The organism is uncultured Mailhella sp. (genome assembly GCF_944324995.1).
In the GTDB taxonomy this organism is placed as follows: Bacteria; Desulfobacterota; Desulfovibrionia; order Desulfovibrionales; family Desulfovibrionaceae; genus Mailhella.
Genome location: NZ_CALUYL010000014.1, coordinates 22,093 through 47,960, shown reverse-complemented (window position 1 = coordinate 47,960; position 25,868 = coordinate 22,093). Strand labels below are relative to the sequence as shown.

General features: G+C 60.7%; 20 protein-coding genes. 13 read left to right on the top strand and 7 right to left on the bottom strand.

All coding sequences use genetic code 11. The features are described 5' to 3' along the window. Positions 1-129: 129 nt before the first annotated feature. Complete coding sequence (locus tag Q0K02_RS07280; RefSeq protein WP_294486753.1) at positions 130-540, bottom strand: type II toxin-antitoxin system HicB family antitoxin; 411 nt, start codon at positions 538-540, stop codon at positions 130-132. 977 nt (positions 541-1,517) lie between these two features. Here Q0K02_RS07280 and Q0K02_RS07275 point away from each other — a divergent pair. The 5 genes from Q0K02_RS07275 (at position 1,518) to Q0K02_RS07255 (ending at position 5,988) form a co-directional block, all read left to right on the top strand. Continuing rightward, positions 1,518-2,228, top strand: coding sequence for a DUF554 domain-containing protein (locus Q0K02_RS07275; protein WP_294486750.1), 711 nt, complete (start codon positions 1,518-1,520; stop codon positions 2,226-2,228). A gap of 377 nt (positions 2,229-2,605) precedes the next feature. Then, a complete protein-coding gene (locus Q0K02_RS07270) occupies positions 2,606-3,340 on the top strand; it encodes a 16S rRNA (uracil(1498)-N(3))-methyltransferase (protein ID WP_294486747.1) in 735 nt (244 codons plus the stop codon). Then, positions 3,337-4,557, top strand: coding sequence for a replication-associated recombination protein A (locus tag Q0K02_RS07265; RefSeq protein ID WP_294486744.1), 1,221 nt, complete (start codon positions 3,337-3,339; stop codon positions 4,555-4,557). Before Q0K02_RS07270 ends, Q0K02_RS07265 begins: the two co-directional genes overlap by 4 nt. 14 nt (positions 4,558-4,571) lie before the next feature. Beyond that, entirely contained in the window at positions 4,572-5,345 is a 774-nt protein-coding gene (locus Q0K02_RS07260) for a lysophospholipid acyltransferase family protein (protein WP_294486741.1), read from the top strand. After that, the gene (locus Q0K02_RS07255; protein WP_363315672.1) at positions 5,332-5,988 is read left to right on the top strand and encodes a 16S rRNA (guanine(527)-N(7))-methyltransferase RsmG; all 657 of its coding nucleotides are present in this window, start codon (positions 5,332-5,334) and stop codon (positions 5,986-5,988) included. The genes Q0K02_RS07260 and Q0K02_RS07255 overlap by 14 nt, the downstream gene beginning before the upstream one ends. 291 nt (positions 5,989-6,279) lie before the next feature. Here the strand turns inward: Q0K02_RS07255 and Q0K02_RS07250 are convergent, their stop codons facing one another. Beyond that, a complete protein-coding gene (locus Q0K02_RS07250; protein ID WP_294486736.1) occupies positions 6,280-6,552 on the bottom strand; it encodes a transcriptional regulator in 273 nt (90 codons plus the stop codon). Positions 6,553-6,617: 65 nt separating this feature from the next. Further along, positions 6,618-7,118: a 2-amino-4-hydroxy-6-hydroxymethyldihydropteridine diphosphokinase gene (gene folK, locus Q0K02_RS07245; RefSeq protein ID WP_294486734.1), complete on the bottom strand. Its 501-nt coding sequence runs from the start codon at positions 7,116-7,118 to the stop codon at positions 6,618-6,620. Between the two features lie 110 nt (positions 7,119-7,228). Here folK and Q0K02_RS07240 point away from each other — a divergent pair, with 110 nt between their 5' ends. The 5 genes from Q0K02_RS07240 (at position 7,229) to Q0K02_RS07220 (ending at position 16,007) form a co-directional block, all read left to right on the top strand. Further along, entirely contained in the window at positions 7,229-7,996 is a 768-nt protein-coding gene (locus Q0K02_RS07240) for an amino acid ABC transporter ATP-binding protein (protein ID WP_294486731.1), read from the top strand. A 79-nt stretch (positions 7,997-8,075) separates the two neighbouring features. Beyond that, positions 8,076-9,974 carry an autotransporter assembly complex family protein gene (locus tag Q0K02_RS07235; protein WP_294486727.1) on the top strand — a complete coding sequence of 633 codons (1,899 nt, stop codon included), beginning with the start codon at positions 8,076-8,078 and terminating at the stop codon, positions 9,972-9,974. After that, entirely contained in the window at positions 9,974-14,152 is a 4,179-nt protein-coding gene (locus Q0K02_RS07230; protein WP_294486726.1) for a translocation/assembly module TamB domain-containing protein, read from the top strand. Before Q0K02_RS07235 ends, Q0K02_RS07230 begins: the two co-directional genes overlap by 1 nt. Before the next feature lie 67 nt (positions 14,153-14,219). Next, on the top strand, positions 14,220-15,053 hold the full coding sequence (locus Q0K02_RS07225; protein WP_294486724.1) for an acyl-ACP thioesterase domain-containing protein: 834 nt from the start codon (positions 14,220-14,222) through the stop codon (positions 15,051-15,053). A 399-nt stretch (positions 15,054-15,452) separates the two neighbouring features. Further along, entirely contained in the window at positions 15,453-16,007 is a 555-nt protein-coding gene (locus Q0K02_RS07220; protein ID WP_294486721.1) for a nitroreductase family protein, read from the top strand. 374 nt (positions 16,008-16,381) lie between these two features. Here Q0K02_RS07220 and Q0K02_RS07215 read toward each other — a convergent pair whose 3' ends face one another. From Q0K02_RS07215 to Q0K02_RS07205, 3 genes are all read right to left on the bottom strand, one after another. After that, the gene (locus tag Q0K02_RS07215) at positions 16,382-17,518 is read right to left on the bottom strand and encodes a glycosyltransferase family 4 protein (RefSeq protein ID WP_294486718.1); all 1,137 of its coding nucleotides are present in this window, start codon (positions 17,516-17,518) and stop codon (positions 16,382-16,384) included. 11 nt (positions 17,519-17,529) lie between these two features. Then, a complete protein-coding gene (locus Q0K02_RS07210) occupies positions 17,530-18,774 on the bottom strand; it encodes a M20 family metallo-hydrolase (RefSeq protein WP_294486716.1) in 1,245 nt (414 codons plus the stop codon). Positions 18,775-18,968: 194 nt separating this feature from the next. Continuing rightward, positions 18,969-19,235 carry a PxxKW family cysteine-rich protein gene (locus Q0K02_RS07205; protein ID WP_294486714.1) on the bottom strand — a complete coding sequence of 89 codons (267 nt, stop codon included), beginning with the start codon at positions 19,233-19,235 and terminating at the stop codon, positions 18,969-18,971. A gap of 183 nt (positions 19,236-19,418) precedes the next feature. Here Q0K02_RS07205 and Q0K02_RS07200 point away from each other — a divergent pair, with 183 nt between their 5' ends. Further along, positions 19,419-20,009, top strand: coding sequence for a DVU0298 family protein (locus tag Q0K02_RS07200; protein WP_294486712.1), 591 nt, complete (start codon positions 19,419-19,421; stop codon positions 20,007-20,009). A gap of 235 nt (positions 20,010-20,244) precedes the next feature. Here Q0K02_RS07200 and Q0K02_RS07195 read toward each other — a convergent pair whose 3' ends face one another. After that, positions 20,245-20,574 (bottom strand): hypothetical protein, encoded by a 330-nt coding sequence (locus tag Q0K02_RS07195; protein WP_294486710.1) that lies wholly within the window; start codon positions 20,572-20,574, stop codon positions 20,245-20,247. 124 nt (positions 20,575-20,698) lie between these two features. Between Q0K02_RS07195 and rnc the strand changes: the two genes are divergently transcribed. Continuing rightward, positions 20,699-21,418, top strand: a complete 720-nt coding sequence (gene rnc / locus Q0K02_RS07190; RefSeq protein ID WP_294486706.1) for a ribonuclease III — start codon at positions 20,699-20,701, stop codon at positions 21,416-21,418. Between the two features lie 116 nt (positions 21,419-21,534). Then, on the top strand, positions 21,535-25,866 hold the full coding sequence (locus Q0K02_RS07185; protein WP_294486703.1) for a 2-hydroxyacyl-CoA dehydratase: 4,332 nt from the start codon (positions 21,535-21,537) through the stop codon (positions 25,864-25,866). Positions 25,867-25,868 lie beyond the last annotated feature (2 nt).

Genomic DNA, 25,868 nt, shown 5'->3' with positions numbered 1-25,868 from the left:
ATCGCTCCCTCGTGCCTTTAGGAAACGCTCGAAGATCGGCTGGGGCGATTGGCGCGAGAAAAGACCTCATCCTGCGGATATCAGGACGCCGGGCATACAAAAAAGGCCCCTGAAAAGGGGCCCGCAGCATTACGACAATGCCAGAGAAGTGAGATAACCTTCAAGCGTCATGCCGGCGAGAGCGGCCTTGCGGTCCAGCGCCTGCACGGCATTGCGCGGCAGCGACAGCGATATGTTGACCGGAGTTCTGTCCATATCGGGCGCGGCGATCAGCGGGAAAAAAACTTCCCCTACCGGCAGTCTGGACAGTTTTTCGTAAAGCTCCAGAGTTTTCGACCGCGCTTCCTCAAACGTGGACGGAACAGGAAGAGGTTCTCCCTCTCTGATGATGTGTTCGAGGCGGATCCGCAAAACGTTTCTGGCCATGGTCATGGCGTCGTCGATATCGTTTCCGCTGGTCATGACATCGGGAAGATCAGGAAAAAGGACACTAAACCGGCCATCATGTTCAGGACAAAACGCTGCAAAATAGTGCTGCATCAGTGTTTCCTCTTGACTTGAGGGGAAAATGGCGAACCATCCCCGTTTTCAGATGTGTCAGCTGGCTGTTGCGCGGCACCTCGGCGGCGCAGGGAGAATCAACGTCCTTTTCAATGGAAGGGAAAATAATCGTTCTTCAGAATTAAGTCACTAAAAATTTTGAGTTTTCCTTTTTAAATTTTTGAACAGCTCCTTGGCTGACCGTCTCAAAACACGGCTCCCCCAACATCTTTCCGCGACTCCGGCGGTCTTCGACCTCTTCTCTCCGACGGAAAAAACGGCGGACCTCCTCTTCTTTCAGCCTCAAACTCGGCATGATGCGCTCCGCCCTTCTCTGCCTAAACGAAAGTCAGCCGTGCAGAGTGTCCGCACAGGAGGCTCGTCCCGACCCAGCTGGCCTCCGCCACCGTTTCTTTCCCGTTTCTTTCAGTTGCCGACCTCCCGTTTCGTAACTCCAGCCGACGGATATGTTCATGATCACCATGATTGGAGCAACAGAGAACATGTTGGCCCCACAAACGAGCAAATTCACCTTTATTATGTAATTTCATGTAATTACATATATGCATTTTGGAAAATAAAAGTCCTTGACGGCGTGCCCGTCAAAGTTTTAATATAAACGCCGTCCTTTTTCGAGGTTACGTCGGGAATTTTCATCGTTCCTTCGGGCCCGCTGCCCTTCATGGCTGCCGCATCCTGTCGCGGATACGGCCTGCATGTCTTTTGTCTTGCGATGTCTTTCCCCTCCTCTCTCATGTGCGGACTCACCCCCGTTCCGCAGGGGCGCCCTGCCGCCGATTCGGCGAAAACGGCTTTGCGCTCATCCATGCCTTGTGGATGAGCTCTCTTTTCTGCTCCGTATTCCGCCTCTCAGGACCATGTTTCCACATGGCGCATACCTGTCGCCATGCTAAATAACGTCGACAAATACCTGTGCGTTTGCCTAATGCATCTCTCGTAAAGCAAGGAGAAAAAACATGCTCGGTCCGGAAATCAACTCGTCATGCATTCTTTTTGGCGCCATCATCGGAAGCTACATCGGAAGACTGCTTGGAGAAACCTTTCGCAAGAATCTCATGCTCGTCTTCGGCTGCATCAACATCGGCATGGGCGTCTTCATGATAAGCAAGACGCAGGCCCTTCCCCCCGTCGTATGCTCCCTGCTGCTCGGAACGCTCATCGGTGAAATGTTCCGTCTGGAATACCTCATCATGTGCGTCGCCCATAAAGTGTCCACGGCCTTCAGCCGCATAGGAAAAAAGCAGAACACCTCGCTCGAGTACATGCGCGAACAGTTTTCCATCTTTCTTGTTGTGTTCGCCGGCAGCGGTCTGGGCTTCTTCGGCGCCATGCAGGAAGGCCTCACCGGCGATCCCTCCCTGCTCATCATCAAGGCGCTGCTGGACTTTCCCACGGCGCTCTTCATTGCCGCCAACACCGGCGCTATCATCGGCATTCTCTGCGTTCCGCAGTTTCTCGTGCAGGTTATCATTCTTCTTTCCGCAGGCTTTGTCGGACAGTACACCACGCCCTTCCTGCTGGACAACTTTTCCGGTTGCGGCGGCTTCATCATGCTGGCAACAGGCCTGCGCACCTGCGGCATCATGCAGTTTCCCATCCTGAGCATGCTGCCCGCCTTTCTGTGCTCCATGCCTCTTTCCATGCTCTGGCTCCATTTCTTTGCCTGAGCCTCGCCGTTGCCGACCCTGAAACACGCCGTCTCCCTGCGCCCCCTGACGCCGGGAGACTTTCTTCCCTGCCGATGCCGGAATGACGACTCCGCCTCCGGCTGTAACAATTTCCTCTGCAAAAACGGAAAAAACTGCGCAGCCGCCGGGGAATTACCCATGAACAGGACACCCGCAAGTCGGAGGAAGCGCAGGCGCGACAACGCGCAAATCCTCCGACGCGGCGTAAGCCAGACGGGCCATGTTCACATCCGCCATGCCGGGCGACGGCAAAATTTTCACGCTTCCGCCGGGGAAAGCCCTGTCGCCGGACTTTTCAAAACCATGCCGACCAGGTATAATAAATGGGAAGATCGGCAATATTTCAGGAGAATACCATGCACACGTTTTATCTTCCGCCGGAACAATGGCAGGAAGAACTGGAACTTTCCGGCGCGGAAGCGCATCACATGGGCCGGGTTCTCCGGCTGCATCCCGGCGATGAAGTCCTTGTGCTCGACGGCGTCGGAAAAGAGGCGCTCTGCCGCATTCTCCAGATTGGCAGACAGTCGGCCCGGCTGCGCGTTCTCAAGACCACCGCGCATCCGCGTCCTTCATCCGGCGTCGTTCTGGCCGTGGGCTGGGGCAAGGAAGCCAGACGCGGCTGGATACTGGAAAAATCCGTGGAGCTCGAAGCGGCGGGACTGTGGTTCTGGCAGGCAAAGCGCAGTCAGTTTCCCGTTCCACAGGACGCCCGGGAAAACTGGCACGCTTCTCTTGTGGCGGGCGCCAAGCAGTGCCGGAATCCCTGGCTGCCGGAATTGCGCACCCTGCCCGGCGGCGTGGACGAGCTCATTCGAGCCTCGGAAGCCTTCGAGCACAGGCAGGTGCTGCTGGAAAGCGGTCTGCCCGGACAGAGCTTCATGTCGGAAGCCTGTCTCGGTCTTCCTGGACGTACGCTCTGCGTCATCGGCCCGGAGGGCGGATTCACGCCGGACGAGGCCGAAAAACTCATTCAGGCCGGTTTTCAGGCGCTGAGCATGGGTGAACGAGTGCTCCGCTGGGAAACCGCCGCCATGATGGCCCTCGGACTGCACTGGTGGAAACGTCAGCACCCCGGAGGAAAGGCATGAACCGACCGTTGCCGGAAAGTCTGCGCCCCGCCGACCTGGAACATTTTGTCGGACAGCCGCATCTGCGCGCTCAGATTCAGGCGCTGCTCGACGCTCCTCATCTGCCGAGTCTTCTGCTCTTCGGCCCTCCCGGCTGCGGCAAGTCCACGCTGGCCCTGCTTCTGGCGAAGGCCACGGGCAAAAAGATGCTCCGTCTCTCCGCGCCCGAGGCGGGCATTCAGCAGCTGCGCCGTCAGCTTGCCGGTGTGGAAATTCTGGTGCTCGACGAGCTTCATCGCTTTTCCAAGGCGCAGCAGGACTTCTTCCTGCCCATTCTGGAAAGCGGCGAAATGACCATGATCGCCACCACCACGGAAAATCCTTCCTTCAGCGTGACAAGGCAGCTTCTTTCCCGGCTTCACGTGCTGCGCCTGAAGCCCCTCGGCCGGGACGATCTGCTCTCGCTCGCCCGCCGGGGCATGGAAAAGACCGGCGCCGTCTTCCCCGAAGACGTGCTGGAATTTCTGGCCGCGCTCTCCAACGGCGACGCCAGAACGCTGCTCAATCTGGTGGAATACGTCTCCAATCTTCCGGAACAGCAGCGCACGCTCGCCGACGTGCAGAAGGTCATGCCCGAAATGGTGGCCCGTCACGACAAGGACGGCGACAGCCACTACGAGCTTGCCTCGGCCATGATAAAATCCATCCGCGGCAGCGATCCCGACGCCGCACTCTACTATCTGGCCTGTCTGCTTGAGGGCGGAGAAGATCCGCGCTTCATCTGCCGACGCCTCATTCTTTCGGCCTCGGAAGACGTGGGCCTTGCCGATCCCCACGCGCTGCCCATGGCCGTGGCCTGTCAGCAGGCCGTGGAATTCGTAGGCATGCCGGAAGGCTACATTCCGCTCGCGGAAACGGCGGTCTATCTGGCGCTCGCGCCGAAGAGCAATTCCACCTACGCCGCCTATCACAACGTCACGCGGGAAATCAAAAACAACGGCATGCAGCCCGTTCCCCTGCATCTGCGCAACGCCGTCACCAAGATGCAGAAACAGTGGGGCTACGGCAAGGACTATCTGTACCCGCACAACTTTCCCGGCGCATGGGTGGATCAGGAATATCTGCCCGAAACCGTGCTCGCCCGCCGCTACTATCAGAGCAAGGATCAGGGCGACGAACCGCGTCTCAACGCCTGGCATCGGCGTCATCGCCGCGCCGCTCCCATAGAAAAGAAATAACCAACGGACTGACCATGGAACAGTATTTTTCCTGCAATTACCGCTCGCCGGGACATCCGGCCGGGGCTTTTCCGTCTCTGCGCTTCTATCTGTCCCTCGCGGGCATCATGTATCGCGCCGGCCGCATCGCCGCGGCAGGAAACTACAATGCCGAACGCTGGGTGTACGACAGCTTTCTCGTCGGCCGCCTCATGGAACGCATAGGCGCGCCCGTTGTCATTGAAGGCGTTGAAAACCTCGATATCGAAGGCCCGTGCGTGTTCGAGTCCAATCACATGAGCACGCTGGAAACCTTCTTTCTGCCGTGCATTATCCAGCCGCGCAAAGACGTGACCTTCGTGGTGAAGAAGTCACTGCTGAAGTATCCCTGCCTCGGCCCGGTGCTGGCCTCCCGCGATCCGCTGGCCCTCGGCAGAACCAATCCCAGAGAAGACCTGACCATCGTGCTCGAAGGCGGCATGAAGCATCTTTCGGCCGGGCGTTCCGTCATCATCTTCTCTCAGGGCAGCCGCCGGCCCGACGTCAAGACGGAAGACTTCAACACGCTCGGCGTCAAGCTCGCCCGCAAGGCCAAGGTGCCGGTGATCCCCATCGCCCTCAAGACCGACGCCTGGGGCGAAGGCTCCCTCATCAAGGACATGGGCAGGATTACGCCTTCGCTGCCCGTCCACGTCCGTTTCGGCGCGCCAGTGGACATCAAGGGCCCGGGCAAGGAGGAGCACGCCGCCATCGTGAACTTCATCAAGACCAGCTTCGACGAATGGGCGGCCGCCGATGGCAAAGCGTGAAGACTGCTCTCCCTCTCTGGTAAGGACGCTGTGCGAAAAAGCGGGCTTTGCGCTGACTGCGGAACAGGCCGCCGAGCTCGCCGGCTATCTTGACCTTCTCATGCGCTGGAACAGGATGATGAACCTCGTGGGGGCCAGGCACTGGAGAGACGCGCTGGACGAACTTATTCTGGACAGCTTTCATCTCAACGCCTTTCTCAGAAAAAACATCCTGCCCGACCTGCCGCCCGAGCCCGTGACCTGGGATCTCGGTTCCGGCGCAGGGCTTCCCGGCATTCCGCTGCGCATGGTCTGGAACGACGGCAGCTACTGGATGGTGGAATCGCGCGACAAACGCACGATTTTTCTTTCCACGGTGCTGGCGCGCCATCCGCTGAAGGATACGCACGTCTTTCGCGGCCGGGCCGAACAGTTCATGGAAGGAAAAAAGGCCGATCTCATCGTCAGTCGAGCCTTCATGCCCTGGAAGGACATGCTTTCCTTCGTGAGCGGTCATCTTACGGAAAACGGACGCGTCGTCTTTCTGACCCGTGAGGAGCTCAGGCCGGACGACGACTTGCCCTGGACGCTGACGGCCGTTGCGCCGTACCAGGCGGGCAACGCGACGCGATATTTCTGCGCGTTCCGGGAACGTCGGGACTGATCGGAGCGTCCCGCCAGGCTTTCAGGCGTCGGGCGGTCGTTTCCGACATTATCATCTCTCATCAGGCGTCCCAGAAACAACGGGCGGAAGAAGTTCGTCTTCTCCCGCCCCTTTCCTTTTAATCAAAAAGCCCGGAGCTCTCACTCCGGGCCGAACCGCGTCATCCGATGCGGCAACATTCACGAACATCCGCCGACGAAGACTCCGCCAGACGGACAGGCGGCAACGCCGCGGCATGCCGGAATGAGGGTTGCGCCCTGCCCTTCCCGGAACGCCGACGTCGCCGGAAACTCAGTTGAGCTTCTGCTGTTCGTTGAAACGGTCGATATATTTCTGACGGCACTCGTAGCTGCAAAAATGCAGCGTCTGATCGCCGTTGCGGACCGTGATGGAATTGTCCTTGTCCACATAGGTGCCGCACACGGGGTCCTGCACCATTTCTCCGGATTCCATGCGCTTTTTCTGCTGCTGGGCGTCCTTTTCGGCCTTTTTCTTGCTGTCGTTCATGAAAAGCCGATACAGGACATAGCAGACCAGTACAAAAATGACTACCTTAATAATCATACTCTCTCCTGAGCAGGGTTGTCGTGACTTCACAGAGGCGCAGAGGCAGCGCGCACAAGGTGAATCTATTGGAAAATGGAGGAACCTTCAAGCCGACAGGGCAATTTCTCCAGCAGGGACTTCACGCTTCTGCCGTCCGGCATGACGAGATCGGGAGCAATTTCCAGCAGAGGAATCAGCACAAAGGCTCTTTCGGTCATCCGCGGATGCGGCAGAATGAGATGATCGCCCAGCCGCTGCGTCTCGTTTCCGAAAAGAAGCAGATCCATGTCGATGACGCGCGGTCCGAAATGGTCGCCTTCCACGCGAACGCGTCCCATGGCGGATTCCTTTTCCAGCATGGCGTCCAGAAGACTCACGGCGCTCATGTCGTCCGGGCAGTCGAGGCGGACAACCTGATTGAGAAACCACGGCTGATCCTTTCTTCCCTGCGGCTCCGTGCTGTAAAGAGAAGAAGCCGCCGTCACCCGCACGCCGGGCACGGCGTCGAGCTCCGCCCGGGCCCGGGCCAGATGCGCTTTTGCATCCCCCATGTTCGAGCCGAGGCACACATACGCCTGTATCATGTTTTTCCTTCCTGTTTTTCCTGCACAAATACACTCCGGCACGGGCTTCTGTCCAGTCCGGCTTTTCGGATGCGCTTGACACCCGACTTGCGCCTGTTGCACAAAAGGCCATGACGACTTTCTCTTCTGTTCCCGCCCCGTCGGACGCCCCGCTGATTTCCGTGCGCGGCGTACGAAAAAGCTACGGCTCCCTCCACGCGCTGAACAACGTCTCCTTCAACGTCATGGAAGGAGAAAAGGTGTTTCTCATCGGCCCTTCCGGATCGGGCAAATCCACCATGCTGCGCTGTCTCAACCGCCTGGAAATCATTCAGGCCGGACAGATTCTTGTCGAAGGCAAAGACATCTACGACAGCACATGCGACATCTGCCGTCTCCGTCAGGACATGGGCATGGTGTTCCAGTCCTTCAACCTCTTTCCGCACCTCAATGTTCTGGAAAATCTGATTCTCTGCCCCGTCCGCCTGCGCGGCATGACGCGCGCCGAGGCCGCCGATCTGGCCGACGCCCTGCTCAGGCGCACGGGCCTTGCCGACAAAAAATACGCCTTCCCCGACGAACTTTCCGGCGGACAGAAGCAGCGCGCGGCCATCACCCGGGCGCTGGCCATGAAGCCGCGCATCATGCTGTTCGACGAACCGACCTCCGCCCTTGATCCGGAAATGACGGGCGAAGTGCTCGACGTCATGACCGATCTTGCCCGCGACGGCATGACCATGGTCGTGGTCACGCACGAGATGGGCTTTGCCCGTGAGGCGGCCGACAGAATTCTGTTCATGGATCAAGGCGAAATCCTTGAACAGGGCTCGCCTCACGATATTTTTTCCAGCCCGCAGCATCCGCGGCTCAGGAGCTTTCTCCGTCAGATGTCGCGCTAATACGCGGAAATTCCTGACGTATGGCGGCATGATTTACTGAGCGTCAAGTGCTCTCTTCCCTTGCAAGTCGAGCAGGCCCATGCTACTTGCTTGCATTATGACCTCCAGCCTCCGCCACTTGCTGCTTGCCATGGGAACGGCGATTCTGCTCTGTCCCGTCTCCGGTTGCGGGCTGTTTCGTCACGCCGCCGAACAGCAGCAGGAAGACGTCGCCCCGCTTTTTGAACGCGATCCCGTGCCCTACAGCGTGGACATCCGCGTGGAAGGAGACGATTCCGGCATCCGCGCCGCGATGGAGCGGCACAGTCAGCTCGTGCAGCTGCGCGACACTCTGCCGGACGGTCTCATCGGACTCATGCGGCGCGCCCGCATCGACAGAGAAAACGCCGTCAAGCTGCTCCATTCCCTCGGCTACTACGACGGCACGGCAAAAACGGACGTCACGGAACCGAAAGACGGCGCAGAGGCTCGCGTCACGCTCACGCTCATTCCCGGGCCGCGCTACAGCATAGGCCGCGCCGCACTTTCCTACCAGCCGGAACCCGCGCCGCTGCCGCCCTTTCCAGGCATTGAGACCGCGCCGGTTCCCAAGGCTCTTCCCCTGAAGGACGGAGATCCCGCCGAGGCGGACAAGGTGCTTGCCGCCGTTGACGAGATTCCGCAGGCGCTGCACCGTTCGGGCTACCCCGAAGCGGACGTCGCCTCCACGCGGTACACGCTGAACAAACGCAAAAAAACACTGAACGCCGACGTGACCGTCAATCCCGGTCCGGCCGCGGTCATGGGCGACGCCTCCATCCGCGGCGCCGACAACGTGGATCACGCCTATCTGCAAAAGCTCGTGACCTGGCAGAAAGGCGAGCCCTGGGACGACAGACGTGTGCAGGCCTATCGCCGGGAACTCCAGGGGCTCGGACTGTTCCGCCTTGTGAACGTGAAGGCTGCGCCCGCCTCGCTCGGCAAGTCGCAGGAAGAAGGCGGAGCGCTGACGCTGCCCGTGCTTGTGGACGTTCGGGAATCGAGTTTCCGAACCGTGAGCGCCGGCGCGCGATACGCCACGGACACCGGCATGGGCGTGCAGGGCGAGTGGCAGCACCGCAATCTTTTCGGCGCGGGCGAAAAGCTGACGCTCAAGACGCCCTTTGCGCAGGACAAGCGAGGCGTGCAGGCCGACTTTGAAAAGCCGGCCTTCGGGGACCGCGACCAGAAACTGCTTGCCGGGGCTTCCTATCTGCGGGAAGACACCGACGCCTACGACACCACGGCTCTCAACGCCTACGCAGGTTTGGAGCGCAAACTCTCCCCCGACTGGTGGGGAAGCGTGCGCGTGTTCGGCGAAGAAGGCACGGTCACCCGCGTGGTGAAGGATGAATACCGTTACGCCAGCCTCATTTTCGCCCTGCGGCGAGACACCCGCAACGACATCATGAATCCTGTTCGGGGCATCTTTCTCCAGTGGGAAGCCGCGCCCACGACCGGTTACTACAACGGCAATTTCTCCGGTCTGTCCGCAAAAATGACGGCCTCGGGATACTATTCCCCCTTTGAAGGCGACCGGCTGGTGCTGGCCGCCCGTACCTCGCTCGGCTCCTTCATGGGCGCGGACATTGCCAACATACCGCCTTCCCTGCGCTTTTACTGCGGCGGAGGCGGCTCCGTGCGCGGCTATTCCTATCAGGCCATCGGGCCGAAAGATCAGTACGGCGAACCGCGCGGCGGAACCTCGTTCCATGAAATCAATCTCGAAGCCCGCTTCCGCGTCACGGAAAACGTGGGCATCGTTCCCTTCCTCGACGGCGGCATGGTCTATGAGGAAGAATTCCCCCAACTGTTCCGGGATTTCCAGTGGGGCGCGGGCATAGGGCTGCGCTACTACACTCCCATCGGTCCCGTTCGTTTCGACGTCGCCGTGCCTCTGGACAAGAAGCATGACGACAGGGACTATCAGATTTACATCAGCATCGGGCAGAGCTTCTGATGAACGAAAAAGAGCACGACGAACACCTGTCCCCCCAGGACGCCCCGACCTCTCCGCCGGAAAACGACGGCCGGGCGCCCGCCAAGAAGAAACGCCGCCTGCTGCGTCTTGCGGCGTGGAGCGTTGCCGGAGCGTTCGGATTTCTCGTGGCGGCCGGAGGCGGCGGTCTGCTCTTTCTGCACAGTTCGGCAGGCGAAGCCTGGCTCACGCGCACGATCAACGGCGCGCTCCAGTCCCTGCCCGGCGGACTCAGCGCCAGCATTGACGGCTTTCAAGGTCCGCTGCCTTTCCGTTTTCAGGCGTCGGGAATACGCGTTTGCGATGAACAGGGCGTGTGGCTGGAGGCGGAAAGCGCCGAGCTCTCCATGAACTGGAGCGAGCTGCCGAAAACGCTTGCCGTGGCGGAAATCTCGCTCAACTCCCCCAGGATGCTGCGCCTGCCGGAAACCACGCCCTCCGCCGAGGAAGAAAAACCGCAGACTCCGCTTTCGGCGCAGCAGATGCAGGAAGAGGCCCGGGCGCTCTTTCAAGACTGGCCGGGCTGGCTTCCCGCCTTTCAAGTCCAGAGCCTGAACATACTCCGGGCAGAACTCAGCGAGGCCGTGTTCGGGCACGCCGTGCAGGCGTCGCTCGAAGCGGCGGCTCGACTCGGCAAAGACGGCGTTTCGGTCTCGCTGAAACTGAACCGCGACGACGAAGCCTGCGCGCCTGTCGTCGTTCAGGCCGGACTTTCTTCCGATCTCGCGCTCGATCTTGACGCGCAGGGCTCGGACCTCGGTTTTCTGGCTCTTCTCCCGGAAGGTATGGGAGACGCCATCGGCACGTTTCACCTCACGGGCAAGGGCGAACCTTCGCAGCTCCGGGCAAGTCTGTGGGCCGATGTTCAGGAAAAAGACTCCCTTCGCACGGCGCTTTCCGCGTCCGCCGACGCCGTGCTCAACCTGATGGAGCCGGACGCCGCGGCCATGCTGCGCTCCGCGCTCGTCACGCTGGAAAGCGGCCCTGCCTCCGAGAGACTCTGGGCGCTGGCCGGTCAGAAAAACGGCTCGCTCAAGGCAGGCGTTCTCGTTCAGACGCGTCAGAACATTCAACCGAAACTTGAAGTTTACGCCAGCGCGGAGCTTGCGGACATGGTCTGGACAACGCCGGAGCTTGCCGCGCTTTTCGGAAAAGCCTGCACGCTGCGGGGCTCCGGCGCGATGGCCCGGAGCGACGAACATGGTCTGAGCGCCGAAATAACTTCACTGAATCTCACTTCGGAGCGCCTCCGGGCGCTCGTGCAAGGCGCTCTCCGTCTGCCGGACGGCTCTTTGCTGTCTCCCCGCTCCGACATGAAGGTTCACGCCGAATGCGCGTTCAACAACGCCGGAGTCCTCGTTCCGCAGCTTTCCGGAAACGCCCGTTTCTCGGGCGACGTCTCCGGAAGCCTCTCGGCGCTGAGCGCCAGCCTGTCGCTCTCAAGCGACAAGCTCCGCATCGACAAAACGCTGCTGGAAAAGGCGCAGGTTGAGCTGACGCTCCCCCACGCCGACATTCCGCGCATGGCGGCGGATCTGCCGCGACTCGCGGAACTCGGGCGTCAGGGTCTTTTCGGCGACGGCACGAATGAGTCTTCCCCGGCTTCCACCGCCCCGGCATCCGAACATGCGGAAGCGGAAAAAGAAACATCCTCAGGTGATCCCCTTCCTCTTCTCACGGGGCGTGCCCGGGCCGATCTTCGCATCAACGGCCAGAAAACCTCCCTCGACACACTCTGGGCGGTGGAAGAACAGCGCCGGACGCCGTCCCTGCGCGTCTCTCTGGACAAGCTGGATCTGCGCCTTGAAGACAATGTCGCCACGGGAAGCCTTGCGGCCCTGATTCCTTTCACCGCTTCTCCACGCCCCTCCGGCACGGTCGCCGAATTTCTGGGCATGACGCCGCCTGCACTCGACGGCTCGCTGAACATCCGCATTCCGCACTGGGCTCCCCTGGCCCGCATCTCCGGCACGAACATCACAGGCTCGCCGCTGACCATGGAACTCTCCCTTTCTTCGTCCGGCTCGCAGTCCGTCGCCTGGAAGGGAACGCTGGACCGTCTCCGCATACGCTCTTCGCAGAGCCGCGTGGCGCTTTCCGGCCTGAACGGCCGCATGAACGTCAAACATCTGTGGGCCAAGCCCGACGTTGATCTCGACGCCGGATTAAAAACGCTCAAAACGCCGTCGCTATCGCTCAGCGGCCTGGCGCTCACGGCACAGGGTGGCCAGAGCAGCCTGCGCGCCGCGCTGCAGAGCCGGGGCGACATCCGCTGCGACGCCGCTCTTCGCTGGAAAATCGGCGAATACACGCTCGAAAAGCTGGACGTCGATATGGTTCCGGCGCTGCTCGGCCTTTCGGGAGACGAAACGGCAGGCCTTCGCCTCGTCTCACCTGCCACGCTGCGCAGAAAGGGAGACACGTTTTCCCTGTCCGGGGCATCGTTCGACCTTCTTCCGTCCGGCTCGATCGACGTTTCCGGCAGCTGGTCGCCGAACAAGCTGTCCCTCAACGCCGACCTTGCGCTGCCCGACCTTTCCGCCTTCCGATGCTTTTCGCAGGAACTGCCCTCAGGTTCGCTCGACCTGAATGCCGCCGTCGCCGGAACGCTGTCCCGCCCCACGGGAAACTTCAAGTTGAACTTGAAAAAAATTCTGCTTCCCGGCTCGACCATGCCGCCTGTCGATGCCGATGTCGTCGGCAGACTGGGCGTGTCGGGCAAGCGCCGCACGCTCTCCATTTCTTTGGAGCTGCCGGAAAAAACGCAGCAGGATCTCGGAATTACAAGCTGCGTGGTGCAGGCTAATCTGCCCTTCACGTCTCCGGCGCACGGCGCAGCCGTGCCCGACCTGCGCGGTCCCTTGCGCGGAGAGGTGCTGCTCTCCGGCGAGCTCGGCCGGATATGGCAGCTTCTGCCCCTGGCCGATCAGCGGCTTTCCGGCGTCATTGATCTGACGGCCGATCTGTCCGGCACGCTGTCCGCGCCGGAACTCACCATGCACGCCGCACTCGACAACGGCCGTTTCGCCGATCTCGTTCAGGGCGTGGAACTCAGAAACATCCGTCTGCGCGCCGACGCCGACCGCATGAACGTCGTCAGAAAATCCGGCGGCCGACTCACCCTCGACCTTTCCGCCGAAGACGGGCGCAAGGGCCGCGTCACGCTGAACGGCTGGTTCGACCCCAGAGATCTTGCGCTTTCCGTCAACGGCAACATCGACAGGCTGTCTCCCCTGCGCCGGCAGGATATAAGCATCATGCTTTCCGGTTCGCTCGGGGTGTCCGGCACGGCAAACGATCCCAGCGTCCGCGCGGACATCACCGTGGACAAGGGACAGATACAGCTGGCCGACCTTCCCGGCGGCGACATCGTCACCCTGCCCATCGAACAGCCGGGCCAGAAGGCCCAGCCTCCGGCTCCGGCCCTGAAAGGAAGACTGAACGTACACGTACGCATTCCCAATCAGTTTTTCATCCGCGGCTACGGTCTGGAATGCGAATGGAAAGGCGACATCAGCGCCCGCGGGCCGCTTGCCCGGCCCGGCGTCACCGGCAACGTTCAGGCTGTGCGCGGCGGACTCGACGTGCTCGGCAAGCACTTCAATCTCACCGAAGGCCGCATCTCCTTTGACGGCGGGTGGCCCGTCAGCCCCATGCTGAACATCGTCATGGAATACACGGCCCCCAGCATCACGGCGGACGTCACGGTAAGCGGTCCGGCCACGAAGCCGGAAATAGCGCTGTCCAGTCAACCTGCCATGCCGCAGGATGAAATCATATCCCAAATCATGTTCGGGCAGTCGGCAGGCACGCTGAGTCACGTGCAGGCGCTGCAGCTCGCCGCCGGAGCCGCACAGCTTGCCGGGCTGGGCGGGCCGGACGTCATGGGCTTCGGCCGCAAGCTGCTGGGACTTGACGTGTTCAAGCTGAACTCGGACAATGCCTCTTCCGACGACGGCAACTCCGACATGTCGAAGACCTCGCTTGAAATGGGAACCTACGTGCTCGACAACGTCTATGTCGGCGTGGAACAGGGCATAGGGCGGGACAGCGACACCGGCGCCGTGGTGGAAATAGAACTCACCCCCAGCCTTGAGGCGCAGGCCAAGGCCTCGTCCAACAGAACGGAGTTCGGCCTGGAGTGGAAGAAAAATTACTGACATCTGCGGGACACCCGCAACAACGACTGTTCCGGAAAAGTCCGGACAACACGAAAGAGGCCAAAACATGCCATGTTCTGAAGACGACGCCTGTTCCATGGACGTCGAATTTTCCGTCCGCTACGGAGAAATAGGAGAAAACGGCGTTGCCACGCTTTCCTCGCTGGGCAACTGGCTGCAGGAATCTGCGGGCAGAAATGCCGACGTCCTGGGTTTCGGCGAAAACGATCTTCTCCAATATCATCTCACCTGGGTGCTGACGCGGCTGGTGCTGCGCATCGACCGCCTGCCCCGCGCGGAAGAAAAACTGCGCGTTCACACCTGGCCCTCCACGTTCGACCGCTTCCGCCACAGAGGCTACGAGGTGTACGACGCACAGGACCGTCTCATCATAAGCGGCGGCAGCGCATGGTCGGTCATGAGTCTGTCCGACCGCTCCATGGCTCAGCTCCCCGACGAACTGATTCCGAGATATCCTTCCGCGCCGCGCCCCTGCGCACCCTTTGCCTGCCGCGTCATTCCCCGCCTGCGCGCGCAGCAGCCGACAAACGCGCTTCTCAGAGTGCGCAGGGACGATCTGGACATCAACGGCCACGTCAACAACACCAGATATCTGGCCTGGATTCTGGAACCCCTGCCGCCGACATCCGCGCTCGCATCATCCGCCGGCGAACCTCCGATGCCCCGTCTGGTGGACATCACGTTCCGTGCGGAATGCTTTCCGCAGGAAGAGCTGAACTGTCTCTGCGCTTCCTCGCCCGCTCCGACCGGCACGGAGTCCTGCATTTTCGGACACGACGTTTCCTTTGCCGCACTTCACTCCATTCAGCGGACAGCCGACGGAAGCGAAGTCTGCCGAGCGCTCACGCTGTGGGATCGCGACCCGGAAACGAAGTTCTGACAGGAAAAGGCCGGAGAATCAGCGACTCCGGCCTTTTTTCCCCTTCTCACACCCTTGCGCCGTGGACTGGACTTGTTGCAGCCTCTTTGCTCGGCAACAAGGCGATTTTCTTCTGACAGAGCAGGCGACAAAGCAACGTCCTCTCTTGCTCCGGCGTTGTTCGGGACTCCGATTTTTCTGCATGGTCGCCGCCGTGCTCTGCGCGGCCCTCGTCTGGCGGTCTGTCGGCAGGAAAAACATTCACTCAACTCTCAGGAAAAATCAGTCGGACAACACTTCGCGCAGCGTGCGGCGCTCACAGCCCTGCGGCATGATACTCACGCCGCTCATGAGTATCATGGGCGCATCCTCTTTCCGCGGTCTCTTTTTCCCGTATGGTGAAGAAAAAAAGGAGAACGCATGGACACCGCTCTTGAAGCCATTTTCACCAGGCGCAGCATACGCAGATTTTCTCCACGTTCCGTGGAAGGCCGGATGCAGAAAACGCTGCTCAAGGCCGCCTTCGCCGCGCCTGCGGCAGAAAACGCCCAGACAAAACGTTTCATCGTCATTACCGACAGAGACAAGCTTCAAACGTTGCCGTCGCTGCACCCTTCGGCAGGGCCTGCGCGGGACGCTCCGCTTGCCGTGCTCGTCTGCTGCGACACTTCCGCCACGCCCCAGACGGTCTTCTGGCCTCAGGACTGCGCCGCCGCCACGCAGAACATCATGCTGGCCGCTCGGGTCATGGGTCTCGGCGCACTCTGGTGCGGCATTCATCCTCTTGAGGAGAGAGAAAAGGCGTTCATGTCCGCCTTTTCCCTGCCGGGAATGGTGCGCCCGTTCAGTCTTGTGCTGATCGGCTATCCGCTGCAGGACTTCTTTGAGGAAAACCGCTACGATCCGAACCTCGTTTATGGGGAAACATGGGGCGAACCCTTTGCCGTTCCCGATGACGACGCCGACATCCGATAGTCCAGCCGAGAGAGGAAAATCGCCCGTATTCACAGCGAAAAGAAGGCGTTCACAAAAATTCTGCCTGCACGGAGCAACGACGCCATCCCGTCCCGCAGCGCGCCGAACGGCAATGTTCTTTTGCCGTTCCGGCAGAAAACTTTCGTGTAAGATACGACAAAGCCCCGCCGTAACCCGACGGGGCTTTTCCTTTCCCTGCCGCAAACGCGCAGGAAAACCATAAAAAAACATTCTTGCTGCCGAGGTTCTCCTTTTTGCAGCAGGTCGATCAAAGACCGCGCTGGGGAACTCTTTCGGAGAGAGCGCGCCGCCCTTCAATGAAAGACGCGTCTGCCTCTCCCCTCACAAAAGCGACCGGGCAGAATCTCGACGGATTAATGACTCGCGCAGGCGTTTTGCAGTGCCGCGTCGTACACGTCAAGCGACGAGGCAAGAAAATCCTCAAGACGCAGCCCACCCTTGAAAATACGGTCGAGACACACGCCTGCCAGTTTCTCGCGCCAGGCCTTGTCCGTGGCCTGAATCATGCGTTCGGCCATGGCAGGCACATCCGCCGGAGCAAAGCAGTATTCCTCGTTCAGAAGATCGGGCATCACGCCCGTGGTGGATGAAATGAGCGGCACGCCCGACGCCATGATTTCCAAGGCGGCTCTGGCAATGGCCTCCGAGCCCAGCGACGCCAGAATGCCGAAGTCGAGCGCGTTGATGACGGCTTCCGGCCTCTGCACCCGTCCCGTAACGGTCACGATTTCGCCGAGCTTTCCGAGGTCGTATTCCTCCGTCCAGCGGGCCACGTCCGCCGTGGTGAATTCCGAGTCGAAACCGATGACGAGAAAACGGATCCGCTTCGCGTCCGGGGAAAGTTCCCGGGCTCTGGCCAGCGCGGCAAGCGTTTCCCGGATGCCCTTCACTTCATCCATGCGGCCGAGGAGCCCCATGACGATGTCGTCGTCGGCATAGCCGTACTGACGCCGCATCTCGGCTCCGGCCTGCCTGTCCGCATGAAAGCGCGCCGTGTCCACGCCGCCGAGTATGGTGTACAGCCGGTCGGAAGGCACGCGCAGGACTTCGGCAAAATGCCGGGTCATGAGGCTGTTGGTGGCAATGACGGCATCGGCGGCGCGGCAGTGCAGCCAGCGGTTGACCGCTCCGCCCCGCGGAAGACGCCGGTCTCCCCGGGTGCGCACCAGCGCGTAGCCGCCTTTCTGCTTCAGAAGCGCCCACAGCACAAAGGCTTCGCCGCGATGGCAGTTGACGACGTCCGGCCTGAAATCACGCACGAGCCTGTTCATGCCGCGCCAAAGTTCCACGATTTTGCCCGGCGTCTGCGAATTGAAGGGCAAGGCAATCGTGGGCAGGCCGAGCTCGCGCGCCTTTTCCAGAGGCGGCGTGCCGGCAAGTCCGGCCACCAGGGATTCGTGACCGGCCTTCTGAAGACAATGCGCCAGCGTTACCCCATACCACGCCGTGGCGTTGTACCAGCGGACGTTCACCACCTGTATCGTGCGCATGACGCCTCCGCTCAGTCGTTGAAGAGCATGGAGGCAAACACCTGCGCCTCCTTGACGGCAAACGAAAGACGCGCCGCCTCATTGGGAGAGTGGCAGTTTTCAAAAATCAGCGCCCACACGGCGGCGGGAATGCCGCGTTCCCGGAAATTGACCGCCACGGTGGAACCGCCTATGCCGCCGCAGCGGCAGTCCCCGCCGAGCACATCCTTCACGGCCTTCTTCAAGCCGGAGACCACGGGACTGTCTTCAGCCGTAGGCGCGGCGGCGGGCTCTTCCATGAATTTTTCCACGCGCACGGAAACCTCGTACTTCTCCGCCACCTTGTCGGCCAGAGCGCGGAAGGCGGAAAGCACTTCGTCCAGCGAGTAGCAGGGAAGCACGCGGCAGTCGATGTAAAACACTTCCTTGCCGGGCATGGTGTTGACGTTGGGCACGTTGGCTTCGTGCTTCGTGGGCGTGAAGGTGGAGCGATCCGGCGCAAACAACGAGTTGCGCGCGGTAAAGGACGCTTCCACGTCCGCGGCTCCGAGAATCATGGCCGCGGCCGCCGCAAGCGCGTTCTTTCCGTCGTCGGGACGGGAGGCGTGACACTGACGCCCTTCAACCTCGACCCGCAGCCAGAGAATGCCCTTCTCCGCCGTTTCGATGAACGCGCCGTCAGGGCTGCCCGAATCGGGTACCAGCACAAGATCGTCGGCAGACACAAAGTCCGGTTTCTCGCGGAACACATGCTGAATGCCGTACGCGTTGCCCGTTTCCTCGTCGGACACCAGAATGAGACCGAGGCCGAGATCAGGCACGATGCCGTTTTCCTTGAGCGCCGCGGCCAGCGCGCAGCCGCACGCCACGGCCTGCTGATTGTCTTCCACGCCGCGGCCGTAAATGAGATCGGGATCCTGGTCGTCGTGAACGACGGTCCAGGGATCGGAACGCCAGAGGCTTTCCTCTCCGGCGGGCACGACGTCCAGGTGGCCGAGTATCCACAGCGTCCGCTCGGAACGCCCGGGAACCCGAACAATGAGATTGGGGCGCTTCCCGGACGGCACTCTGTCGTCGGCGGCGTCCACATGTTCGATGTCGTCGATGCCGAAGGAGCGCAGCCATGTCTCAAGATATTCGGCCTTGCTCTGTTCGCCGTCGCCGCCGTTGTCGGGGCCGAGCCCGCGACGGGCCGTCATGGCGCTCTGCAGTTCAAACATGCGGTCGGCACAGCCGGAAAGCGAGGCAAGCAGCGTATGCTTTTCTTCCTGAGACATGATGATACTCCTTTTAAACACCTAACACCGGGCGCCGCAGAGCGGAACCCGGTGAAGGTCGAAAGAAAGACGGCAGAGAACAGACCTCCGCTCTGCAAAAGAAAGCGGAGCCTTTTCTTCTGCGGGACATCCCGTGCGGGTGCCCGCGCCGACAGGCCGCAATCCGGTCGGACGACCGGAAAACAGGGTACGGCCTAGTGACCCTTGGCGGCGCGCTTGGAGGCCTTCAGAGGGTTCACCTTGGCCTTGGCGGCGACTTCCACCTTGATGTGGGTAGCGAAGTTGCACTTGCCGGAAGTCCACTTCTTGGCGGGGATGGGGTAGCTCGCGCAGAACTGCTGGCCTTCGAACTCGCAGACGCGATCGCAGCCGCTGCAGTTTTCAACGATGGGCTGAACAGGAATGCCGTTCACTTCAACACCGGCTTCGGTCTTGACGGCGTTCTGAAGAACTTTGCTCATAGGAATCCTCCAAGTAATTCCCCGCCGGTGGCGGGGCTGGTTAGCGCAATAGGAACTCGAATAATTGTCCTGTAATCGCGTTTCTGTCAAGCCCCAATTGCCGGAAGGTCAAAAACCGGGTAATCCTTGCCAGAACATGCTCTTCCATAGTATCTTGCGCCCGACAGCAAAAGGAGTACGCTCATGCCTCGTTTCCGTTCCCTGAAAAACAGCCTGCGCGCCTGGCTGCGCGACGACAAATGGTCGAAAGATCAGCCTCTTCCCAGAGAATGCGAAGAAGAAAACGTCAGTCCGCTTTCTCTGGCCAACGCCCTGTTCGCCTGTCTGCCCGAAGGCGGCGACATGACCGAACGCGCGGCCTTTGCCATGGGCGGCGTGATGGCTGGAGTCTATGCCGATTCTCCTGAAGACGCCAAAAACATCGTGCGCCGCTTCATGTGGCACATGAATGAGGAATCGGGAAACATCGGCTGGGGCATTCCCGAGGCATTCGGAGAAACACTGGCGCAGTGCCCGCCTCTGGCCGACACCTTCCGCCGCGTGCTGCTCCACTACATCTACGACGCCCCGGAGGAAAAAAGCACCGGTTTCTGCGATCACGCGCCGCTGCGCATTTCCTGCTATCGCGCCATAGCCCGTCTGCTGGAAGCCCGTCCCGACTTCGTGAACGAAGCCATGCCGCTGCTCCGTCTCTCCGCGCAGAACGAAACCGACGACGCCTGCCGCGAAGCCGCCGCAAAGCTCGTGCGCAAGTACATGCTTACATCGCTCTAGGCTCGCGACGGCCTCAGACTTCCCCCTGCTCTCTGCGCTTCTCGAACTTTCCCGGCCGACGACCGCCGTCCGGAAAACATCGGTTGCGCCGAAATGAGGCTGACGACCTCTTTTTCGCAGCCGGTCGGCAGACTGCCTGCTCCGATATCCTGATGGAAACGGAGCAGAAAATAAAAAAGTGACAAAAAAAGGCGCGGGATTGCTCTCGCGCCTTTTGACGGTCATGACGACGGGACTACAGAATGAGTCCGGATCCGCCGTTCTGCTGGGGATTGGGATTCAGTCCGCCGGAAGAGAGCGACAGATTGGAGCAGGCCTCCAGATACTTGTCCTGCACTTCCTGCGGAGTGTGCGAGTATTCGAAGAGAAAATGCTTGCCGTCGATGCGGCCGTTGAATTCCTGGTCGAAGGGATAACCGTAGGGCAGCATCATGAGCTGGACGCCCTGCTGGGTGGGAACAGTCTGCATGATGGCGACGTCGGTGAGAGCATTGGCTTCGGCGTCGAACTTGCCGATGATGAGCTCACCGGTCACGATTTTTACAAGACGGATATCATAGGCCATGATAAGACTCCTTGAATGTTGTAGTAGATAAGTAGGAAGTACCGGCACACTTGTCAAGTCGAAACGGGGCTATTGCCAATCGGGGAATGAGAGCCTATTTCTTTCCCACATGAGGAGTTTTAACATGCACAACAGGACAGCTTTTTCCCCCGACACGCTGAAGCGCCTTTCGGAGCTTGAGGAGCGTCTCCAGTATCGTTTTCACGACATTTCGCTGCTGGCTACGGCGCTGACCCACAGTTCATGGGCCAACGAGCACAACACCGTTCACAACGAACGGCTGGAATTTCTGGGCGACGCCGTACTGGAAGTGAATGTCTCCTATGAAATCTACAAGCGCTTTCCCAAAGAAAGAGAAGGCGGCATGACCCGGCTGCGTTCCCGCCTGGTGAGCGAAGGCAAACTGGCCGAGCTGGCCCGCAGCCTCCACCTCGGCGAAGCCCTGTTCATGGGACGCGGCGAAGAGGCGCAGGGCGGCAGAGAACGCGCGGCGCTCATCGCCGACGCCATGGAAGCCGTGCTCGGCGCCGTGTATCTCGACGGCGGACACGAAGAGGCCTCGGCCCTCATCCACCGGCTCTACGCCAACCGCTGGCCGGAACCCGGCACCGACCGCAAGAGCAAGGACTACAAGACCCGTCTTCAGGAAGCCACGCAGTCCATACTCCATTCCCTGCCCGTGTACCTGCCCCTTTCCAGCAGCGGCCCCGAACACGCCAAGACCTTCCGCGTGCAGCTTGAGCTTTCCGACGGTCGCAGCTTCGTGGCCGAAGGCGGAAGCCTCAAGCGCGCCGAACAGGAAGCCGCCCGCCTCGCTCTCGAAGCGCTGGGCATCCGCGAATAATTGTTTTTCCGGCCGACACAGAGGACAACTATGTCCTCTTGCGTTTTTTTCATCCTTTCCTTATTCTAACAGCGTTCGATTCCCTCAGGGTGTCTTGTATGAATACAAGGTCGACCTTGGCTCACATTGGTCTTGATATCGGCTCCACCACCGTGAAGCTTGTTGTCCTGGACCCGTCTACCCGCGTGCTCTACGCACGCTACCAGCGCCACATGTCCGACGTTCGGGCAACGGTGGCCCAGCTTTTCCGCGAAGCGCTCGCCGACGGCGGGCTCTCCGGTCACACCTTCACGCTGGCCGCCACGGGTTCCGGAGCCATCTCCCTCACCGAAGAACTCGGCATTCCCTTTGTTCAGGAAGTCATCGCCTCGGCGGAAAGCATCCGCAGGCGCATTCCCGACGTGGACGTCACCATAGAACTCGGCGGCGAAGACGCGAAAATCACGTTCTTCACCGGCGGCGTGGAACAGCGCATGAACGAAACCTGCGCCGGAGGCACGGGCGCGTTCATCGATCAGATGGCGGCCTTCCTCAACACCGACGCCGCGGGTCTCAACGAGCTCGCCTCCCGCTGCCGCACCATCTATCCCATCGCCTCCCGCTGCGGCGTGTTCGCCAAAACGGACATTCTTCCGCTGCTCAACGAAGGCTGCGCCAGAGAAGACATTGCCGCCTCCATCTTTCAGGCCGTGGTGGAACAGGCTGTCAGCGGTCTGGCCTGCGGCCGCGCCATCGAAGGCAAGGTCGCCTTTCTCGGCGGCCCTCTCGCCTTTCTGAGCAGTCTGCGCCAGCGCTTTGTGGAAACGCTGGCCCTGTCCAAGGAAAACGCCATCTTCCCCGAATACGCCGAATATTTCGTCGCCATGGGGACGGCCATGTATTCCGTTTCTCAGCACGAGCTTCCCGGCAACGAGCAGCAGGTTGGAGAGCGTGTGTGGACAGCCGAAGAGCTGTCGGCTCTTGCTGAAAAACTGACCAGCGGCGATCACAAGCCCGACGTCGTGTCCCTGCCGCCCCTCTTCCGCAACGAAGAAGAGCTGCGCGCCTTCCGCGAACGGCACAATTCCCACACCGCAACCTGGGCGGACATCAACTCCCTTTCCGGCACGAAGGAAGCGCCCGCCCCCGTCTATCTCGGCATCGACGCCGGCTCCACCACCATCAAGTCCGTGCTGGTGGACGCCGAAGGCCGCATTCTTCATCAGTCCTATGCGCCGAGCCAGGGCAGACCCCTCGAAGCCGCGGTACAGATTCTCAAGGACGTCTATGACATTCTGCCGCCTTATGCGCGCATTGCCGCCGCAGGCGTGACCGGCTACGGCGGCGGCCTGCTGCGGGCCGGACTCCATGCCGACGTGGACGAAGTGGAAACTCTGGCTCACTGCAAGGCGGCGCAGTTCTTCCTGCCGAACGTGACCTTTGTGCTCGACATCGGTGGACAGGACATCAAGTGCCTCCACGTCAAGGACGGCATGGTGGACCGCATTCAGCTCAACGAAGCGTGTTCCGCCGGCTGCGGTTCCTTCATCGAGACCTTTGCCAAGTCGCTCGGCATGGATCTTCCCTCCTTCGTGGACGAAGCGCTGCACGCCGAAAATCCCGTGGACCTCGGCACCCGCTGCACCGTGTTCATGAATTCGCGCGTCAAGCAGGCGCAGAAGGAAGGAAGATCGGTCGGCGACATCGCCGCGGGACTCTCCTATTCCGTGGTCAAGAACGCCCTCTACAAGGTCATCAAGATTTCCAGCCCGGAAGAGCTCGGCGAATACGTCATCGCGCAGGGCGGATCCTTCAAGAACGACGCCCTGCTCCGCGCCCTGGAACTCAGTCTCGGCCGCGAAGTGCTGCGTCTGGACATCGCCGGACTCATGGGCGCGTTCGGCGCGGCGCTCATCGCCAGGGAAAACGAGTCCCCCGCAGGCTCCACGCTGCTCTCGCGCGAAGAGCTGGCCGCCTTCCATGCCGAAAGAAGCGTCACCCGCTGCAAAGGCTGCTCCAACCACTGTCTGCTCACCGTGAACCGCTTTTCCGACGGTTCCCGCTTCGTCTCCGGCAACCGCTGCGAACGCGGCGCAGGCAAGAGCGCGTCCGACGAAAGCATGCCCAACCTCTTCGACTACAAGTACAAGAGGCTGTTCGATCACTACGTGCCGCTCTCCCCGGACAAGGCCCCCCGCGGCAGCATCGGCATTCCCCGCGTGCTGAACATGTACGAGGATTACCCCCTCTGGTTCACCCTGTTCACGAAGCTCGGCTTCCGCGTGGTGCTTTCGGCGCCGTCCTCCAAAAAAATGTACGCCCGCGGCATGGCCACCATTCCGTCGCAGACGGTGTGCTATCCGGCCAAGCTCAGCCACGGCCACATCATGGATCTCATCCAGAAGGGCGTGAACCGCATTTTCTATCCGTGCATCGCCTTTGAACGCAAGGAATTCCTCACGCAGGACAACCGCTACAACTGTCCCGTGGTGGGCGGGTATCCGGAACTGCTGAAGAACAACGTGGAAAAGCTGCGCGAACAGGGCGTGGAACTCATCTGTCCCTTCCTGCCCGTGGAACTGAACGGTCTGCTCAACATGCTCCTGCCGCTCGATCTCTTCCGCAACATTCCCCGCGCAGAAATTCAGGAAGCTCTTGAAGACGCCTTCCGCGAAAAGAAAAAGTTCAAGGACGACTTGAAGGAAAAGGGCGCGGAAGTGCTCGACTTCCTCAAGAAGACCGGCAAGATGGGCATCATTCTGGCCGGACATCCCTACCATGTTGATCCTGAAGTGCATCACGGCATTCCCGATCTCATCACGGCGTCCGGTCTCGCAGTGCTCACCGAGGATTCCGTGGCCCATCTCATGCCCGATCCCGGCAAATTGAGAGTGGTCGATCAGTGGACCTTCCACGCCAGACTCTACCGCGCGGCCGCCTATGCCGCGCAGTCGGATCAGGTGTCGCTGGTGCAGCTCGTGTCGTTCGGCTGCGGTCTCGACGCCGTTACCGCCGATCAGGTGGAGGAAATTCTCTCCGCTTCCGGCAGGCTCTACACGCAGATCAAAATCGACGAAGGCGCCAACCTCGGCGCGGCGCGCATACGCGTGCGCTCTTTGCTCGCCACCATGAAGGAACGCAGAAACAATCGCGCGCAGAAGGCTCTGCCCGAGTTCGCCACCCTGCTTCCCATGGCTCCCGAGGAGGAAGACACCTGGATGCCCCCGGACTTTACGGAAGAGATGCGGGAAACCCACACCATTCTCATTCCGCAGATGTCGCCCATCCACTTCCAGTTCCTGCCCTCCATGCTCAAGGCCTGCGGCTACAAGGCGGAACTTCTGCAGTCCGTGTCCCGCGAGGCCGTGGAAGAAGGACTCCGGCACGTGAACAACGACGCCTGCTATCCCGCCATCACGGTTATCGGGCAGCTGCTCTACGCCATTCAAAGCGGCAAGTACGACAGAAAGCACATCGCGCTCATCATCTCCCAGACCGGCGGCGGCTGCCGCGCCACCAACTACATCGGCTTTCTCTACAAGGCGCTCAAGGAATGCGGTCTCACCGACATTCCCGTGATATCGTTCAACCTTTCCGGTCTCGGACGCAACCCCGGTTTCCGCATCACGGGGCGCATGCTGCTGCGCGGCGTGCAGGCGCTGCTCTGCGGCGACACCCTCATGCGGCTCTTGTACCGCACCCGTCCCTACGAGCTCACCAAAGGCAGCGCCGAAGCCTTGGCCGATCACTGGGCCGCCGTACTCGACGCGGACATCCGCGAAGGCGCGCTCAGACGCACCTATCGGCATCTCGGCGAGGTGGTGAAGGCCTTCGACGCCCTGCCCCTGAAGGACGAGCCCCGGAGGCCCAGAGTCGGACTTGTGGGCGAGATTCTTTTAAAGTATCATCCCGACGCCAACAACAATGCGGTCAAGGTCGTGGAAGCGGAAGGCGGCGAAGCCGTCATGCCCGACTTCACCGATTTTATTCTGTACGGATTGTATGATGAAGTGTATCGTTGGCAGCACCACAACGGCAGCATGGGACGCGCCACGGTCAGCAATCTGCTGCTGCGCGCGCTGCTGACGCTGCGGCTGCCGCTCCGGTTCGTGCTCGCGCGAAGCAGGAGATTCTCTCCCCCGCTTCCGTTCCGCAAGCTGCGCGAACAGGTGAACGGCGTGGTTTCCCTCGGTCAGCAGACCGGCGAGGGCTGGCTGCTGACGGCTGAAATGATGGAACTGCTCCACGGCCGCATTCGGAACATTCTCTGCATGCAGCCCTTCGGATGCCTGCCCAACCACATCACGGGCAAGGGCGTCATCAAGGAGCTCAAGCGACGCTTCCCCGAAGCCAACATCGCCGCCGTGGACTACGATCCCGGCGCGAGCGAAGTGAACCAGATAAACCGGATAAAACTCATGATGGCTGTGGCCAGGCAGAAATGCAGGGGAGGTCAGCCATCGACATAACA

Excerpts from the sequence above, each read along its gene's own strand:
- Q0K02_RS07235 (WP_294486727.1), top strand. The coding sequence starts at position 8,076 with ATGCTACTTGCTTGCATTATGACCTCCAGCCTCCGCCACTTGCTGCTT.
- Q0K02_RS07260 (WP_294486741.1), top strand. The coding sequence starts at position 4,572 with ATGGAACAGTATTTTTCCTGCAATTACCGCTCGCCGGGACATCCGGCC.
- Q0K02_RS07270 (WP_294486747.1), top strand. The coding sequence starts at position 2,606 with ATGCACACGTTTTATCTTCCGCCGGAACAATGGCAGGAAGAACTGGAA.
- Q0K02_RS07265 (WP_294486744.1), top strand. The coding sequence starts at position 3,337 with ATGAACCGACCGTTGCCGGAAAGTCTGCGCCCCGCCGACCTGGAACAT.
- Q0K02_RS07255 (WP_363315672.1), top strand. The coding sequence starts at position 5,332 with ATGGCAAAGCGTGAAGACTGCTCTCCCTCTCTGGTAAGGACGCTGTGC.
- Q0K02_RS07205 (WP_294486714.1), bottom strand. The coding sequence starts at position 19,235 with ATGAGCAAAGTTCTTCAGAACGCCGTCAAGACCGAAGCCGGTGTTGAA.
- Q0K02_RS07240 (WP_294486731.1), top strand. The coding sequence starts at position 7,229 with ATGACGACTTTCTCTTCTGTTCCCGCCCCGTCGGACGCCCCGCTGATT.
- Q0K02_RS07200 (WP_294486712.1), top strand. The coding sequence starts at position 19,419 with ATGCCTCGTTTCCGTTCCCTGAAAAACAGCCTGCGCGCCTGGCTGCGC.
- rnc (WP_294486706.1), top strand. The coding sequence starts at position 20,699 with ATGCACAACAGGACAGCTTTTTCCCCCGACACGCTGAAGCGCCTTTCG.
- Q0K02_RS07210 (WP_294486716.1), bottom strand. The coding sequence starts at position 18,774 with ATGTCTCAGGAAGAAAAGCATACGCTGCTTGCCTCGCTTTCCGGCTGT.
- Q0K02_RS07225 (WP_294486724.1), top strand. The coding sequence starts at position 14,220 with ATGCCATGTTCTGAAGACGACGCCTGTTCCATGGACGTCGAATTTTCC.
- Q0K02_RS07230 (WP_294486726.1), top strand. The coding sequence starts at position 9,974 with ATGAACGAAAAAGAGCACGACGAACACCTGTCCCCCCAGGACGCCCCG.
- Q0K02_RS07275 (WP_294486750.1), top strand. The coding sequence starts at position 1,518 with ATGCTCGGTCCGGAAATCAACTCGTCATGCATTCTTTTTGGCGCCATC.
- Q0K02_RS07280 (WP_294486753.1), bottom strand. The coding sequence starts at position 540 with ATGCAGCACTATTTTGCAGCGTTTTGTCCTGAACATGATGGCCGGTTT.
- Q0K02_RS07250 (WP_294486736.1), bottom strand. The coding sequence starts at position 6,552 with ATGATTATTAAGGTAGTCATTTTTGTACTGGTCTGCTATGTCCTGTAT.
- Q0K02_RS07220 (WP_294486721.1), top strand. The coding sequence starts at position 15,453 with ATGGACACCGCTCTTGAAGCCATTTTCACCAGGCGCAGCATACGCAGA.
- Q0K02_RS07215 (WP_294486718.1), bottom strand. The coding sequence starts at position 17,518 with ATGCGCACGATACAGGTGGTGAACGTCCGCTGGTACAACGCCACGGCG.
- Q0K02_RS07195 (WP_294486710.1), bottom strand. The coding sequence starts at position 20,574 with ATGGCCTATGATATCCGTCTTGTAAAAATCGTGACCGGTGAGCTCATC.
- folK (WP_294486734.1), bottom strand. The coding sequence starts at position 7,118 with ATGATACAGGCGTATGTGTGCCTCGGCTCGAACATGGGGGATGCAAAA.